The organism is Streptomyces natalensis ATCC 27448 (assembly GCF_000935125.1).
Taxonomy (GTDB): domain Bacteria; phylum Actinomycetota; class Actinomycetes; order Streptomycetales; family Streptomycetaceae; genus Streptomyces; species Streptomyces natalensis.
The window spans coordinates 118602-134120 of record NZ_JRKI01000002.1; the positions used below are offsets into that span (position 1 = coordinate 118602).

Sequence of the window (15519 nt, forward strand, 5' to 3'; positions counted from 1 at the left end):
CGGGTCCGGGCGCCGCTCGGCGCGCCGCGGCGGCCCGGGCCCGTACGGCCGGTGCGGTCAGGCGTCGGGGACCGTATCGAGGGTGACCTTCCCGCGCGGGATGTTCGCGGCGTCCGCCGTGGTGGAGCGGCGCAGCGCCGCGTGCAGCCGGGCGGGCGTCAGGACGCCCAGGAAGCCGTCGCCGTCCCGGACGGCGATCCAGCCGGCGTCGTGCTGGAGCATCGCGCTGAGCGCCTGCCGCAGCGGTGCGCCGAGCGGCAGGTGGGCGGCCATCGGCCGGGCGCGGTCGCGGACGGCGGGTCCGCCGGAGCCCTCGGCGAGCGCGTCGGCCGCGACCCAGCCGTGGACGGACCCGTCGGCGTCCAGGACGACGGCCCAGGAGGCGCCGTCGGCGGACAGCCGGTCGGCGGCGCGGCCGACGGGGTCGTCGAGGCGCACCACCGGCGGGTGTTCGAGATCGCCGGTCTCCACGGGGGTGACGGACAGCCGCTTGAGCCCGCGGTCGGCACCGACGAACTCGGCGGTGTACTCGGTGGCGGGGGCGCCCAGGACCGTCGCGGGGGTGTCGAACTGCTCGATGCGCCCCGCCCCGTAGACCGCGATCCGGTCGCCGAGCCGGACGGCCTCCTCGATGTCGTGGGTGACGAACAGGACGGTCTTGTGGAGCGTGGACTGGAGCCGCAGGAACTCGTTCTGGAGGTGCTCGCGGACCACCGGGTCGACGGCGCCGAAGGGCTCGTCCATCAGGAGCACGGGCGGGTCGGCGGCCAGCGCGCGGGCGACGCCGACGCGCTGGCGCTGGCCGCCGGAGAGCTGGTCGGGGTAGCGGTCGCCGTATGTGGCCGGGTCCAGGCCGACCAGGTCGAGGAGTTCGGCAGCGCGGGCGCGGGCCTGCTTGCGCGGCTTGCCGAGCAGATGCGGGACGGTGGCGGTGTTGTCCAGGACGGTCTTGTGGGGGAAGAGGCCCACCTGCTGGATGACGTAGCCGATGCGGCGGCGCAGGGCGACCGGGTCGACGGTGGCGATGTCCTCGCCGTCGAGCAGGATGCGGCCGTCGGTGGGCTCGATGAGCCGGTTCACCATCTTCATCGTCGTCGTCTTGCCGCAGCCCGACGGGCCGACGAGCGTGATGAGTTCACCCTCGGCGACCTCGAAGGAGAGGTCGTCGACGGCGGTGGTGCCGTCCGGGTAGCGCTTGGTGACGTGCTCGAAGCGGATCATGCTTTCCCCTGGGTGGACGGTCCCATTGTGGACGGGCGGTCGTGAACACGGTGTTGCGGATCAATGGCGATACGGGCCCGGAAAGGACAGGCGCCGGACCGATTGTCAGTGGTGGGGGTTAGGGTCGCAGACAGTCACCGTAATCAAGCAGCGACCGGGGTGGGGGAGGTGGCGACGGGTGGGGGCACCGATGGCCATGGCGGTCACCGACAACTGCCTGACGGCCAACGACTGGATCTGCGGGGAGTATCTGCGCACCCGCAGCCAGGAATTGGTGGACGCGACGCTCCAGCACATCGGCATCACTGCCGTCTCCGTGCTCCTGGGGCTGCTGATCGCCTTTCCGCTGGCGTTGATCGCCCGGCGCAGGCGGGGCGCGGCCGGGCCGATCCTGGGGCTGACGACGGTGCTCTACACCGTGCCGTCGCTGGCCATGTTCGCGCTGCTGACACCGGTCTTCGGGGTCTCGCCCGCGGTCGTGATCACGGGATTGGTGCTGTACGCACTGACGATCCTGGTCCGCAACGTCCTCGCCGGTCTGCAAGCGGTGCCCGCCGAGGTGCGCGAGGCCGCCCGGGGGATGGGCTACGGCCCCGCCCGGCTGCTGTTCGAGGTGGAACTCCCGCTCGCGCTGCCCGCCGTGGTGGCCGGGCTGCGGATCGCCACGGTCTCCACGGTCGCGATGACGACCATCGGCTCGGTGATCGGCTACGGCGGCCTGGGCAATCTCATAGCCAGCGGTATGGAGGGGTTCTTCAAGGCGGAGGTGCTGACGGCGTCGGTGCTGTGTGTGCTGCTGGCGCTGGTGGCCGATGTCCTGCTGATGGGGCTTCAGCGGCTGCTGACGCCCTGGACGCGGACGGACAAGAAGCGGACGAGGGCCGGGGCGGCGCGGCGCGGGGTGCGTACGGTGCGGGCGGGGGCTGAGTGATGGGGCCGGTCGCGGGGGCGTGGCAGTGGCTGACGACGGGGGCCAACTGGGCCGGGGAGAAGGGCGTGTGGCATCGCCTGGGCGAGCATCTGTGGCTCAGCGGGCTGTGCCTGGTCCTCTCGTGCCTGATAGCCCTGCCGGTCGCGCTGTGGCTGGGGCATCTGGGCAAGGGCGGGGCGCTGGCGGTCAATGTCTCCAACATCGGCCGGGCGGTGCCGACCTACGCGGTCCTGGTGCTGCTGACGCTCAGCCCGCTGGGTACGGCGGGGGACTGGCCGACCGTGATCGCGCTGGTGCTGTTCGCGGTGCCGCCGCTGCTGACCAACGCCTATCTGGGCATGCGCGAGGCCGACCGCGATGCGGTCGAGGCGGCCCGGGGGATGGGAATGTCGGGGCCGCAGCTGCTGCTGAGGGTCGAGATACCGCTCGCCTATCCGCTGCTCATGACGGGCATCCGCTCGGCCGCCGTCCAGGTCGTGGCGACGGCGACGCTGGCTGCGCTGGCGGGCGGCGGGGGCCTGGGCCGGATCATCACCGCGGGCTTCGGCAACTACGACACCGCCCAGGTGGTCGCCGGCGCGCTGCTGGTGGCCGTACTGGCGCTGCTGGTGGAGGGGCTCCTGGTGCTGGCGGACCGGGCCTTCGATCCGATGCGGGGGCGGCGGCGTGCGGGCCGTACGGCCCGGCGCGCGGGGAGCGCGGGGAGCGGGGCACCCTCGCCCGGCCGCCGGCCCCTCGCCGCCACCGGCCCGGCCACAACCGGCTCACCCGGCGCTCCCGCCTCTCCCGGCGTTATCCGATCCGATCCGACGTCATCCGAACCCATCCGAACGGACTGAATGGTGAATTCCATGAGCAGCATGTCGCGCGGGGTGCGTACCGCGGTTGTCGCAGGGACCGCGGTCGCGCTGGTGGCCGGGCTGGCCGCATGTCAGGGGCAGAGCCTGGAGGACAAGGGCGGTAAGAACAACGGCGGCGGGAAGGGGGAGATCGTCGTCGGCTCGGCGGGTTTCACGGAGTCCAAGGTGCTCGCCGAGATGTATTCCAAGATCCTCAATGCCGCCGGATACTCCGCTAGGGTTCAGACGCTGTCCAATCGCGAGCTGTATGAACCGGCCCTGGAGAAGGGCCAGATCGATGTCGTTCCGGAATATGCCTCCACCCTTGCCGAATTCCTCAACGCCAAGAAGAACGGCGTCAAGGCGAAGCCCGTCGCCTCCAGCGACATCGACAAGACCGTGGCGGCCTTGAAGAAGCTCGCCGGCCCCTACGGGCTCAAGGTGCTGCCGTCCGGCCCGGCCACCGATCAGAACGCCTTCGCGGTCACCAAGGAATTCGCCGCGAAGCACAAGCTGAAGACGCTCTCCGACCTCGGTCGTTCGGGACAGAAGATCACTCTCGCCTCCGGGGAGGAGTGCGAGACCCGGGTGTTCTGCAAGCCGGGCCTGAAGACCCGGTACGGCATCGACATCGCCGGCCTGGACCCCAAGGGTGTGGGGACCCCGCAGGCCAAGCAGGCGGTCAAGGACGGCACCGACCAGATGGTGCTCACCACCACCACGGACGCCACGCTCGACAACTTCGGACTGGTGCTTCTCCAGGACGACAAGAAGCTCCAGAACGCCGACAATGTGCTGCCGGTGGTGAATGCCAAGAGCGCCGGCGACAAGGAGATCGCGGCGGCCCTCGGCAAGCTCACCCGTACGCTCACCACCCGGGATCTGATCAACTTGAACAGCAAGGTTGATGCCCAGCGGCTCAAGCCGGCGGATGTGGCGCAGACATATTTGGAGTCCAAGGGACTGCTCAAGAAGTAACCAGCGAGAAACGGATTGGCGGGCGGGGCCCCAAAGGTCCCGCACGCACGGTAAGTTTCTGGCCATGCCACGAGGACGCCACCGCCATTCCCCACCCCTCCACCGGCTGCTTCCTCCGTCGACGGTCGCCGGTGTATCGATAGCGTGCGCCACCGGAGCGTGGTTCATCGGCGACGATCTGGTGCAACGGGTCCTTGCCGCGGGCGCGGCCGCAGCCGCAATCGGCGGCGCCGTCATGATGCGGGCCTGGGACCGTAAGGCCGGCCGGAAGGTCGCCGAACTCACCCGCGCCCGGGTGCGCGACGAGTGGCGCACCGAGGAGCGGATAGCCGAGCTCGAAACGGACGTCGAGGAGTCCCGCGAGATTCGCTTCGCACTTGAGACGAAATTGCGCGCCAAGCGCGCCGAATTGGCCCGGCTGCGCAGCGAGCACGCCGAACTGCTGCGCCGTTACGCCACCGCGGAGACCGAGCGGGCCAGCGCCCTGGAGGGGCGGCGGCTGCTCGCGATCGAGGCGTCGGCCCCGGCCAAGGCCCTGCCGGTGCCCTCCGGGCTCCGCAAGCCGCAGTCGGCGGCCGCCACGGCCCCGTCGCGCGCCTCCGCGCCGTCTCCGTCCCCGTCCTCGTCCCCGGCCGGCGCCTCCGCCGAGTCTTCGGCACGCGGCTCCGTGGCGTCTCCGGCCCGCGAGTCCGCCACGTCCCCGGCGCGCGCCCACACCCGTGCCGCGGTCCCCGCTCCAGCCCTCTACGCCCGGGCCGACCAGGCACTGCGCCGGCTGGCCCGCAGCGCCGCCTGCCAGCGCGACGCCGCACAGGGCGCCGAGAGCCGTCGCGAGGCCGCCCAGGACGGCGAGGGCCGGGACAAGCACCGAGCGGCCGCCACGCCGGCCCTGCGCCCCGTCCCGGCCGCCGCCGCTGCCGTGCCCCCGCCCCGCCCCACGGTGTCCCGCGCCCAGGGCGGCTTCGACTTCTTCGGCAACGCGGCACCGGCGCAGCCCCGCCAGCTGACCGCGCCCCTGGAGGAGGACCTCGCGGACGTCGTCGGCGACGAGGCGGTGGCCGAGCAGTCGGCACGCGCCCGGGCAGCAGGGGCGGCGAGCGGAGCCGAGAGTCTGGGGGACGGCGAGCGTGCGGCGGACGCGGGCCGGGAGGGCGACCGTACGGCCCCCGGAAGCGCGGCCCCTGACGGCGCGACGACCGGCGGCGTCGGCGAGGTCATCGACCTGACGGCGCACGACGAGACCGAGCAGCTCGACATGGCGGAGCTGCGCACCGCGCTCTCGTAAGCCACCCGGCGCTCGCGCGGCACAGCGCCCCGCGAGGCCGACCCCCGCGCCCCCCCCGGCGCCGACCCACCGGAATCGGCCGTACTGCGCAAGCAATGCGACATATGCGCCGACACGGGTGACATTCCGGCGCCGCCCACGTTCCGTTGCGGGCCCCCGGGTGGCAGGATGCGGCTCCCTTCACCACTGGTGCCCCACGCCGACGGCGGCCCTCGCCGCCGATGGCGCGGGGCACCCTGCGGACGGAGCGTCGATGAAGCTTTTCGCGGGCACTGCGGTCCGGCGCGGGGGAGTGGGCGCCGCCCTGACGGCGGCCGCGGCGGCCCTCGCCGTCGCCCTCCCCGCCCCCGTCGCCCAGGCCGCGGCCGCGGCCGCCCCGCCCGGGATCCAAGCGAAGGGCGCCTACCTCCAGGACGGCGGCTCCGGCCGCTCACTGTGGAGCAGGGCCGCCGACACCCCGCGCGAGATGGCCAGCACCACCAAGGTCATGACGGCCATCGTGGTCCTGGAGGCCCGCGGGCTGAACCTGAACCGGACGATCACCGTCAAACGGGCCTACCGCGACTACGTCGCCCGCCACGGCGCGAGCACCGCCGATCTGCGCACCGGCGACAAGCTGACCATCCGTCAGCTGCTCTACGGGATGCTGCTGCCCTCCGGCTGCGACGCCTCGTACGCGCTCGCCGACGCCTTCGGCACGGGCCGCACCATGACCGTGCGCACCCAGTCCTTCATCGCCCGGATGAACGCTCGGGCCAGGACGCTGGGCCTGACCCGTACCCACTACGACTCCTTCGACGGCATCGCCCACGGCCGCACCTACACCAGCCCCCGCGACCTGGTCCGGCTCGCCCGGCACGCGCTGCGCCACCCCCTCTTCGCCGCCATCGTCAAGACGGCCCGTACCCGGCAGCAGGCGGCCAACGTCCACCGCACCTACACCTGGTACAACACCAACCGGCTGCTCGGGTCCTACCGCGGCGCCCTCGGCATCAAAACCGGCACCGCCCGCCGCTCGGGCGACTGTCTGGTCTTCGCCGCCCAACGGGGCGGGCGGACGGTGGTGGGCGCCGTCCTCAACGACCCCTACCGCTTCCGGGACGCGGCACGGATGCTCGACTACGCCTTCCGCCGCCGCTGACGCCGTCCACCGGCTGGGGGCGACCCTGCTCCCCGCCGGGGCCCTACGTGCCGCTTACTTGTCGATGTCGCCGACCACGAAGAACATCGAGCCCAGGATCGCCACCATGTCGGCCACCAGCGTGCCCGGCAGCAATTCTGTCAGCGCCTGGATGTTGTTGTACGACGCCGAGCGCAGCTTGAGGCGGTAGGGCGTCTTGTCGCCCTTGGAGACGAGGTAGTAGCCGTTGATGCCGAGCGGGTTCTCGGTCCAGGCGTAGGTGGCGCCCTCCGGGGCCTTGAGCACCTTGGGCAGCCGCTGGTTGATCGGACCCGGCGCCAGCCCGGCCAGGCGGTCCAGGCACGCATCGGCCAGATCGAGCGAGTTGTGGCTCTGCTCCAGCAGGCACTCGAAACGGGCCAGGCAGTCGCCCTCCTGGCGCGTGACGACCTTCAGGACCGAGCCCAGCTCCCCGTAGGCGAGATACGGCTCATCGCGCCGCAGGTCGAAGTCGACCCCCGAGGCGCGGGCGATCGGCCCGGAGACGCCGTAGGAGTGCACCGTCTCGGGCGTCATCCGGCCCACGCCGCGGGTACGGCCACGGAAGATCTCGTTGCCCAGGACCAGATTGTCGAAGACGTCCATACGGGAGCGGACATCGGCGACGGCCTGCCGGGCGCGGCCCAGCCAGCCGGCCGGCAGATCCTCCTTGAGGCCGCCGACCCGGTTGAACATGTAGTGCATCCGGCCACCGGAGATCTCCTCCATGACCTCCTGAAGCTCCTCGCGCTCCCGGAACGCGTAGAACACCGGCGTGATGCCGCCCAGCTCCAGCGGATAGGACCCGAGGAACATCAGATGGTTCAGGACGCGGTTCAGCTCGGCCAGGAGCGTACGGGTCCACACCGCCCGCTCGGGCACCTCCATCCCCAGCATCCGCTCGACGGCCATCACCACGCCCAGCTCGTTGGAGAACGCCGACAGCCAGTCGTGGCGGTTGGCGAGCATGATGATCTGGCGGTAGTCGCGCGCCTCGAAGAGCTTCTCGGCGCCGCGGTGCATATAGCCGATCACCGGCTCGGCGTGCTGGATGCGCTCGCCGTCCAGCACCAGGCGCAGCCGCAGCACGCCGTGCGTGGAGGGATGCTGCGGGCCGATGTTCAGCACCATGTCGGTGCTCTCCGCCGCGCCGCCGATGCCGACCGTCGTCTCCGTCATGGCACCAGTCTCGCAGGACGCCCGCCCGGCACCCGCCCTGACCCTGGGCCGTCCCACCCCTCGGCCTTATTCGTCCCACTCCGTGAGCAGCCGAGTGCACGCCCCGCCCACCGGCTCCAGCAGCCACCCGAACGCACCCAGCCCCGCCGGATCCGTCAGCTCCGCCGCCGCACCGGCCGCCCCCAGGGCCCGCACATACGCGGCCGGATCGGCCGAGGCCAGGGACAACGGGGGCCGCCGGCCGGCCACGCCCAGGGCCCGCAGCGCCGCCCGCTGGGTCAGCCGCCGCGCCGACGCCCCCCCGCACGCATCCATCGCCACATGCGCCGTCAGATCACAGCTGCCGTCCGGCACCGGCCGCACCTCCCGCCCCTGGCGGAACCCGGTCAGCGTCCCGAACGGCGGCCGGCCCCCCTCCTGGTGCGCATAGTCCACGGCGACCGCGAGCCCGCCCCGCAACGTGCGCACCGCCCGCGCCCAGGCCGCATCCCGCGGCCGCCCGACCTCCGCCCGCACCCCCGGACCCGACCCCGCCACCGCCCACCACCGGGCCAGCCACTCCGCATCCGCCCCCGCCACCGGCGCACCCAGCCGCTCCGCACCGTCGGCCGCTACGAGCACCCGCCGCGGCACGCCGTCCCCATCCGTCTCGACGACCTCCAGCGGCACATTGTCCAGCCACTCGTTCGCGAACAGCAGCCCGCTCAGCGAACCCTCCGGCGGCAGCTCCGCGCCCCACACGATCCGCCGGTCCAGCCCCTCGGGACGCCCGGCGAGCTCCACCGCATACGGACACACCCGCGCGGCCACCTCCTCCGGCAGCGCCCCCAGCACCCCCGTCAGCAGCTCACCGCGGCCCGCGCCCACATCGACCAGCGCCAGCTCCGACGGCTGCCCCAACGCGGTATCCACCCGGCACAGCAGCGCGGCGACGGCACCGGCGAACAGCGGCGAGACATGCACGGACGTACGGAAATGACCGGCCGGCCCCGCACCGCCGGGACGCGTATAGAAACCGTCCGGGCCGTACAGCGCCCGCTCCATCGCGTCCCGCCAGCCCTGCCACTCATTCGTCACCCGCCCACGGTACGGCCCGCCCGGCACGGGCCCACCGGCATGGACCCAGGGGCTGATCCGGGCGCCGACCCCAGGGCCGACGCACCGGCGCATACGGTCTCCACCTTGGGGAGTACGCCCGGCGCGCAGGATCGCCCCTCCGGTTGACTCATACACGTATCCCTCCTGCCTACGCTGGGTTACGTGCAGCGCCTCTACGACTTCCTCCGCAGGCACCCGACGGGAGTGGACACCTTCTGGGCCGTCCTCCTCCTCGGGTTCAGCAGTCTGTGGATCGCGGCCAGCATCCCCGGCGCCAAGACCGCCATCGCCGCGGTCCTCACGGTCGGCCTCTGCCTCGTCGTCGCGCTGCGCCGCAAGGCGCCCGTCAAGATGCTGCTGCTGACCGCGGTCATCGGCGTCTGCCAGCTGATCTTCGGCATCTCCGCCAGCATCCCCGACGCCGCCATGTTCGCGATCACCTACACCGTCGCGTCCGCCCCCACCACCGCCCGCTGGGCCTCCCGGTGCGCCCTTGCCGGTGCCCTCCTCGGCCCCGCCCTGTCCGTATGGCGCTTCCAGAACTTCCCCGAACGCGCACCGGTATGGCAGGGCGTCTTCTTCACCACCCTGCTCACCGTCCCCTTCGTCCTGGCCTGGGTCCTCGGCGACTCCATGCGCACCCGCCGCGCCTACTGGGCCCAACTGGAGGAAAAGGCCACCCGCCTGGAGAAGGAGCGCGAGGCACAGTCCCGTATCGCCGTCGCCGCCGAACGCGCCCGCATCGCCCGGGAGCTGCACGACGTCGTCGCCCACAACGTCTCCGTCATGGTCGTCCAGGCCGACGGCGCCGCCTACGTCCTCGACGCCGCCCCGGAACAGACCCGCCAGGCGCTGGAGACGATCTCCGGCACGGGACGCCAGGCACTGGCCGAAATGCGCCGCCTGCTCGGCGTGCTGCGCACCGGCGAGCAGGCCGAAGGCGGCGAATACGTCCCCCAGCCGGGCGTCGACCAGCTCGCCGACCTCATCGACCAGGTACGCGGCGCCGGACTGCCCGTCGACTTCCGGGTGGAGGGCGAGGCCCGCCCGCTGCCCAGCAGCATCGAACTGACCGCCTACCGCATCGTCCAGGAAGCGCTCACCAACACCCGCAAACACGGCGGACCCGACGCCTCGGCCACCGTCCGTCTCGCCTACCGGGACAACGACCTCGACCTGCTCATCGAGGACGACGGCCGCGGCGCCCAGCACGAGCTCTACGAGGACGGCGGGGCGGACGGCCTCGGCCACGGCCTGATCGGCATGCGCGAACGGGTCGGCATGGTCGGCGGCAGCCTGACCGCGGGGCCGCGGCCGGGGGGCGGGTTCCGGATCAGCGCGGTGCTGCCGTTGAAGGCGGAGAGGTGAGGGGCGGGGGCTCGCTCCGGTTCGTACCCTGTAGTCCCACCGTTGAAGGGATCTTTCCGCCATGCCCATCCGTGTGATGCTCGTCGACGACCAGGTGCTGCTGCGCACCGGATTCCGGATGGTGCTCGCCGCGCAACCCGACATGGAGGTCGTCGCGGAGGCGGGCAACGGGCGGGAAGCCCTGGAGGTGCTGCGCTCCACCCAGGTCGACGTGATCCTCATGGACGTCCGGATGCCGCATATGGACGGGGTGGAGGCGACCCGGCAGATCTGCGGGGGCGGACAGCAGGAGGGGGCGCCGCAGCCCCCGAAGGTCCTCATCCTGACCACGTTCGACCTCGACGAATACGCCTTCTCCGCACTGAAGGCCGGGGCCAGCGGCTTCATGCTCAAGGACGTACCGCCCGGCGAACTGCTCGCCGCGATCCGCGCAGTGGAGAGCGGCGATGCGGTCGTCGCGCCGTCCACCACCCGCCGCCTTCTCGACCGCTTCACACCGATGCTGCCCACCGTTTCCGCCGGCCCGGCCCGGCCCGAGCTGGAACGGCTGACGGAGCGCGAGCGGGAGGTGCTGCTGCTGGTCGCGCAGGGGCTCTCGAACGGCGAGATCGCGGCGCGGCTGGTGCTGTCGGAGGCTACGGTCAAAACGCATGTGGGCCGCATCCTGACGAAGCTGAGCCTGCGCGACCGGGTGCAGGCGGTGGTCCTCGCGTACGAGACGGGGCTGGTACGGGCCGGGGGCGGCGGGGCGGCGTAAGGGCGCGAGCGACGGCTGGGATCGGCTGCGGCTCCCGATCGCCTCGACGGCGGCCCGCCCGCTCAGCGCAGTACGCCCTCCAGGAAGTCGCTGCCCAGCCGGGCCACCACCTGGAGGTCCAGCTGGTGCAGCACATACCGGCCACGGCGCCGGGTCTGGATCAGCCCGGCCTTCTTCAGCGTCGCGACATGGCGGGAGACCTCGGGCGCGCTGATGCCGTTCGCCGCGGCCAACTCGCCCGTGGTGTGGGCGGTACGCGCCAGAGCGCGGCAGATCCGGATCCGCATCGGGTGGGCCAGTGCTGCCAGCCGGCTCTCCAGCAGCTCCACCGAGGGCGGGTTGGACATCTCGGGCGCCGCGGCGGGGTAAATGATCACCGGTCGCCAGCCGGGCGCGTGCAGCGACAGCAGATGGGGCCAGCCGAAGGTCGACGGTATGAACGTCACGCCCGCGCCGACCGCCGGGTCCACCGCCGTGGTGCGGCCGTGAGCCATCTTGTCGACGACGATGCGGGACTGCTCCTCGTCCAGCGACACCGCGGGCGACACCTCCGCCAGCGCCTCGGCCAGCCCCTTGCGGCGCAGCACTTCGGTCTTGTGCCGGGCGTCGGCGGCCAGCTGCACCCGCACGCGCTGCCAGACGTCCGCAAAGAACGCCTGCTCACAGTCCTCGAACAGGCGGCGGATCCAGGCGCGTACGCCGGGCGGGTCGGCGAGCAGCCGCCGGGCGAAATCCGCCTGCCGCGGGCCACGGGCGGTGGCCCGCGCCAGCGCCTGCTCCCGGGCACGGGCGTCGACCAGCGGCGAGGGGCCGCCGTCGCAGTACGCGCTGGAGCAGGAGATCTCCAGCGCGGCGGCCACATACCGCTCGTCCTCCATCCGGTCCAGCAGGTCCAGGTCCTCCGCGAGCGTGGTGCCCGGCTGCCCGGCACGGTCCGGAAGTGCGGCGAACGCGGTGGTGATGTCGGAGAACGTCGAGCCCCACAGGAAGACCGCCTCGTGCAGCCGGTCGGCGAGGTCGGGCTTGAGGGCTGCGGTGGTGGCGGTGGTCCAGCCGTGCAGCCCCGGGTGGTGGGCGGGTTCGGCGAGGGTGTGCAGGGCGAAGCCCAGCTCTGACAGCGGCGACGGGGCGAAGACGATGCGCTCGTCGGGCAGCCCCGCGATGTCGATCCACACACTCATGAACCTGCCCCCGTTCGTTTCAGGCGCCGGCTGCGCTCCTGCCTTCATGGTCCATCATGCGTGTGCCCCGACCTGCGGCGACGTCATTTGACTGCTCCCGTCAATCGACGGGCCCCGGAGGGCGGCACCGGCGCAGGCTGACTGCCATGAACGCATCCCAGCAGCACATGCTCGACACGTACCGCGCCGCCCAACGGGGCGAGGCGGCCCCCATCCTGCCGGGCGCCGGCACCGTCAGCACCGCCCGGGAAATCCAGGGGTGGCTGCGCTTCCGGACCGTCGTCACGGCGCCGACCGACCGACTCCCGGGCCGCCTGGCCCGCACCGTACGCCGGACGGCGGCGGCCTTGGGCCTCGCCCAGGAGGCGCCCGCGCGGTGCCGCTGACGGTCAGGCAGGGGGAAACTCCCCGCCTTTGACCGCGGTGATGAAGGAGGACCAGTCGGCGGTGGGGAAGACGAGCGCGGGGCCGTGCGGGTCCTTGCTGTCACGGACGGGGACGAAGTCGGGGGTACCGGGGGCTACTTCGATGCAGTTGCCCCCGTTGTTGCCGCTGTAGCTGCTCTTGGTCCAGGACGCCGCGCTGAGTTCGTGCCTGTCCATGCTGCTCGTACCCTTCCATCGCGTCGCTGATCAGAGCGGCGGACTCTCGGGCTGACGGGATGTCCGCCCGTAGCACATCATATGTGTGGCTGTGGCGCGTGTAGGCGGTCGGATCGTTGTTGAAATGGCCGCGGTCCAGCGATTCTGAATACACCCACCGCTCGTTGGCCAGGTCGATCAGTGACATGGAGCTACGGGGGCGAACGAGCCCGAAAAGTTCCGCTGGGGCCACCTGGATACGGATGTTGGGGCGCTGCGCAACGCTCAGCAGGTGCGCGCATTGGGCACGCATGACCTCCGGCCTGCCTACCGCGTTGCGCAGGCACGTCTCGTCCAGGACGGCGACGTACAGCGGGCCATCGTCGACCAAAAAGCGAGGTTGGCGACTCATGCGGGCCCGAACGCGCTTGTCTACCTCATTGCCGCTGGCGATCTGGGAGAACAACGCGTGCGCGTAGTCCCGGGTCTGCAACAGACCCGGGATGACCTGTTCTTGATACTCCCGCAGAGCCACCGCTTCAGCGTCCATCTCGGCCCTGCGCTCGAACCAGTCCGGATGTTCCACCTCCGGATACCAGTCGATCCGCCCCCACAGCCGCAGTAACACCCCACCCGTGCCGAGCAGTTCGTCACACGCCTTGGCGAAGGTGTCCTGCGGTACGCGCGTGCCCGCCTCGACGCGCGCCACGTGCGAGCGGTCGCACGGAACCTTGCGCGCCAGGGTTTCCTGGGTGAGGCCCGCTGCCTCCCGGTGATGCTTCAGCACCTCGCCGAACACGGCGGCCGTGGTGGCCGCCGATCCCCCCGTGGCATTGCGTCGGTTCACGGCATCCCTTCGTGACAGTTGGCAATTGTCACGCGCTCAGCGTGGTGACCGAACCTCTCACTGAGCAACGATGAACGCACCCAGAGTAAGGGGCTGTTGGGCCGATTTCGGCCTGTTTTCGCATGCCCGGTGAGAGCACCCGGCCACACACAAAACCCCCGCGACGTTGGTGGACGTCCGGGGGCGTGGCCATCAACCCAGAGTGGGGATCGACAACATGCACCACGTTATCCGGCTCTTCGAGTCGCTGCTACGCCTTTGGCTGCCTGCGACGGGGCGTCATCGGCCCGTCTGCGTACCGCCCGCCGCGGGGTACGCGGACGTGCCGAGGGCGGCGCGGCGTCGCGGGCCCGTACCGCACACGGAGCTGCTGCGCGGTGAGGACTCTCCCCTCGTGCGCCCGTACGTCCCCGCGCTTCGCGACATGGAGGTGGCGGGCTGATGGGGCGCCTGGGCGGCCCCGTTCACCTCCAGGAACCGGGACGGGAGCCCGAGCCGGTTGCCGGGTGCGATGTGTGCGGGGCCCTGGACCGGCAGCGCTCGGGGGCATACGCCATCGGGGACAAGTCGAGGGCGACCGACTGCAATGTCGAGATCCGGCGCCACCCTCACCGCAGCGCGGCGGGGGAGCGGTGAGGGGCGGCCGGTGGTCGGCGGAGGGTCGGCGTCGGCATGCCCGAATCGGCCGACCTGCGCGGGCCCCCTCTACGGCTCACCCACCGAGCCCCGCCACCCGCGCCGCGAACTCCGCCGTGGCCGTGCGGATGTCCTCGGCCGTCCATTCCAAGGCCGGGGCGGCGACCGTCACCTCTGTCATCGACAGGCCGGGAGGCGCGGCGGCGTCTGGCGTGAACCACTGGCGGAACAAGGTGGTCCGTGTCTCCTCCGCCAGTCGTATGCCGGCCTCGTTCAGGACCTCGGGCGGGTGCGGCAGCCACACCTGGAACTGGTGGGTGTGCGGGATCGCCGGATGGACCGTGAACCACGGCACGCCGGCGTCCGCGAATCCGTCGCTCAGGGCCTGCGCGACGACCTTGGCGTGCGCCACGTACTCCGGCAGGCGTGGCAGTTCGCGGTCCAGCCCTATGAGGGCGGTGAGCGCGGTCGGCCACTGCTGGAAGAGCTGGCCGCCGTAGCGGTGCCGCCAGGCGCGGGCCTCCTCGATGAAGTCCTCCGTGCCCGCCAGGGCGGCGCCCGCCGTCGCGCCCAGCGACTTGTAGAACGAGACATAGACGCTGTCCGCGAGGGCGGTCGTCTCCGGGAGCGAGCGGCCGAAGTGCGGGGCGCTTTCCCACAGGCGCGCGCCGTCGAAGTGGATCACCGCGTCGCGGTCCCGTGCGGCCGCCACCGTGGCCGTCAGTTCTTCCCATGCGGGGAGGACGAACCCGGCCTCCCGCAGCGGCAGTTCGAGGGCCAGGGTGCCGAACGGCTCCTGAAGGTCGTATATCTCCTCCGGGGTCGGCATTCGTGGTGCGCGCGTCGGATGCACCATGTGCAGGCCGCTGACCATGGCATACGCGTCGCGTTCATGCACTTCCAGATGGGACAGGGGGTGCCCGGCGACCGTCCGGCTGCCCGTGCGCCCCGCCCAGCAGCGCAGGGCGACCTGCTGGGCCATCGTGCCGGTCGGGAAGAAGGCGGCGGCCTCGGTGCCCAGGACCTCGGCGGTGCGGCGCTCCAGCTCGCCCACGATGCCGTTGTCGTTGCCGTAGATGTCCGTCCAGTCGTCCAGGTCGTACGCGGCGGGCGCCTCGGCCAGCAGGCGGTCCAGCCGCTCGCGGAGCGTCGCGACGGGGGCGCCGCCCGAGAGGACCCGCTTCGATCCGCGCCAGGCCGCCATCCGCCGTGCCCGCGTTGATGCCGCCGCCGCGCCGGATCCGGTCCGCCCGATCTCGACGGTTCCCGGCTCCCCGGTTCCCGGTTCTCCGGTTCCCCGTTCTCCGACTCCCGGCCCGCCGGTCTCCGTGCCCGGCCTCCGTACGTCCCCCATCACGGCCTCCACCTGCCTTTCCGTTGACTTTCCGGCCATCCGTTCGTGCCGTGGAAGTGAGCATGGCGCAGGCTCGGGCGCTCACGCGACCCCTGTGGATAAAGT

16 protein-coding genes are annotated in these 15519 nt (G+C 71.9%); 9 read left to right on the top strand and 7 right to left on the bottom strand.

Annotated features, from left to right (window positions below):
* Window positions 1-57: 57 nt before the first annotated feature.
* Complete coding sequence (locus SNA_RS00685; protein WP_044362510.1) at window positions 58-1221, bottom strand: ABC transporter ATP-binding protein; 1164 nt, start codon at window positions 1219-1221, stop codon at window positions 58-60.
* Window positions 1222-1417: 196 nt separating this feature from the next.
* Between SNA_RS00685 and SNA_RS00690 the strand changes: the two genes are divergently transcribed.
* From SNA_RS00690 to SNA_RS00710, 5 genes are all read left to right on the top strand, one after another.
* On the top strand, window positions 1418-2152 hold the full coding sequence (locus tag SNA_RS00690; RefSeq protein WP_420823447.1) for an ABC transporter permease: 735 nt from the start codon (window positions 1418-1420) through the stop codon (window positions 2150-2152).
* On the top strand, window positions 2152-2991 hold the full coding sequence (locus SNA_RS00695) for an ABC transporter permease (protein WP_078969585.1): 840 nt from the start codon (window positions 2152-2154) through the stop codon (window positions 2989-2991). The genes SNA_RS00690 and SNA_RS00695 overlap by 1 nt, the downstream gene beginning before the upstream one ends.
* A 21-nt stretch (window positions 2992-3012) precedes the next feature.
* Window positions 3013-3969, top strand: a complete 957-nt coding sequence (locus SNA_RS00700) for an ABC transporter substrate-binding protein (RefSeq protein ID WP_030066158.1) — start codon at window positions 3013-3015, stop codon at window positions 3967-3969.
* Window positions 3970-4033: 64 nt separating this feature from the next.
* Window positions 4034-5254: a hypothetical protein gene (locus tag SNA_RS00705; protein WP_104531872.1), complete on the top strand. Its 1221-nt coding sequence runs from the start codon at window positions 4034-4036 to the stop codon at window positions 5252-5254.
* Between the two features lie 253 nt (window positions 5255-5507).
* Complete coding sequence (locus SNA_RS00710) at window positions 5508-6395, top strand: D-alanyl-D-alanine carboxypeptidase family protein (RefSeq protein ID WP_044362514.1); 888 nt, start codon at window positions 5508-5510, stop codon at window positions 6393-6395.
* A 54-nt stretch (window positions 6396-6449) separates the two neighbouring features.
* Here the strand turns inward: SNA_RS00710 and SNA_RS00715 are convergent, their stop codons facing one another.
* Window positions 6450-7592 (bottom strand): NADH-quinone oxidoreductase subunit D, encoded by a 1143-nt coding sequence (locus tag SNA_RS00715; protein WP_044362516.1) that lies wholly within the window; start codon window positions 7590-7592, stop codon window positions 6450-6452.
* 66 nt (window positions 7593-7658) lie between these two features.
* Complete coding sequence (locus SNA_RS00720; protein ID WP_044362517.1) at window positions 7659-8669, bottom strand: SAM-dependent methyltransferase; 1011 nt, start codon at window positions 8667-8669, stop codon at window positions 7659-7661.
* 183 nt (window positions 8670-8852) lie between these two features.
* On the opposite strand from SNA_RS00720, the gene SNA_RS00725 reads away from it, so the two are divergent.
* Together SNA_RS00725 and SNA_RS00730 are read left to right on the top strand one after the other, a co-directional pair.
* A complete protein-coding gene (locus SNA_RS00725; protein ID WP_030066162.1) occupies window positions 8853-10058 on the top strand; it encodes a sensor histidine kinase in 1206 nt (401 codons plus the stop codon).
* A gap of 61 nt (window positions 10059-10119) precedes the next feature.
* Window positions 10120-10815, top strand: coding sequence for a response regulator (locus SNA_RS00730; protein ID WP_030066163.1), 696 nt, complete (start codon window positions 10120-10122; stop codon window positions 10813-10815).
* Between the two features lie 62 nt (window positions 10816-10877).
* Here SNA_RS00730 and SNA_RS00735 read toward each other — a convergent pair whose 3' ends face one another.
* Window positions 10878-11996: a DUF5937 family protein gene (locus tag SNA_RS00735; RefSeq protein ID WP_030066164.1), complete on the bottom strand. Its 1119-nt coding sequence runs from the start codon at window positions 11994-11996 to the stop codon at window positions 10878-10880.
* 146 nt (window positions 11997-12142) lie between these two features.
* Here SNA_RS00735 and SNA_RS00740 point away from each other — a divergent pair, with 146 nt between their 5' ends.
* A complete protein-coding gene (locus tag SNA_RS00740; protein WP_044362518.1) occupies window positions 12143-12382 on the top strand; it encodes a hypothetical protein in 240 nt (79 codons plus the stop codon).
* A gap of 3 nt (window positions 12383-12385) precedes the next feature.
* On the opposite strand, the gene SNA_RS43560 is transcribed toward SNA_RS00740, so the two are convergent.
* Window positions 12386-12526 (bottom strand): DUF397 domain-containing protein, encoded by a 141-nt coding sequence (locus SNA_RS43560; protein WP_241779506.1) that lies wholly within the window; start codon window positions 12524-12526, stop codon window positions 12386-12388.
* Entirely contained in the window at window positions 12483-13424 is a 942-nt protein-coding gene (locus tag SNA_RS00745; RefSeq protein ID WP_044362519.1) for a helix-turn-helix domain-containing protein, read from the bottom strand. Before SNA_RS00745 ends, SNA_RS43560 begins: the two co-directional genes overlap by 44 nt.
* Window positions 13425-13865: 441 nt before the next feature.
* Between SNA_RS00745 and SNA_RS00755 the strand changes: the two genes are divergently transcribed.
* A complete protein-coding gene (locus tag SNA_RS00755) occupies window positions 13866-14060 on the top strand; it encodes a hypothetical protein (protein WP_030066168.1) in 195 nt (64 codons plus the stop codon).
* A gap of 76 nt (window positions 14061-14136) precedes the next feature.
* On the opposite strand, the gene SNA_RS00760 is transcribed toward SNA_RS00755, so the two are convergent.
* Entirely contained in the window at window positions 14137-15414 is a 1278-nt protein-coding gene (locus SNA_RS00760; protein WP_078969595.1) for a threonine aldolase family protein, read from the bottom strand.
* Window positions 15415-15519: the final 105 nt, after the last annotated feature.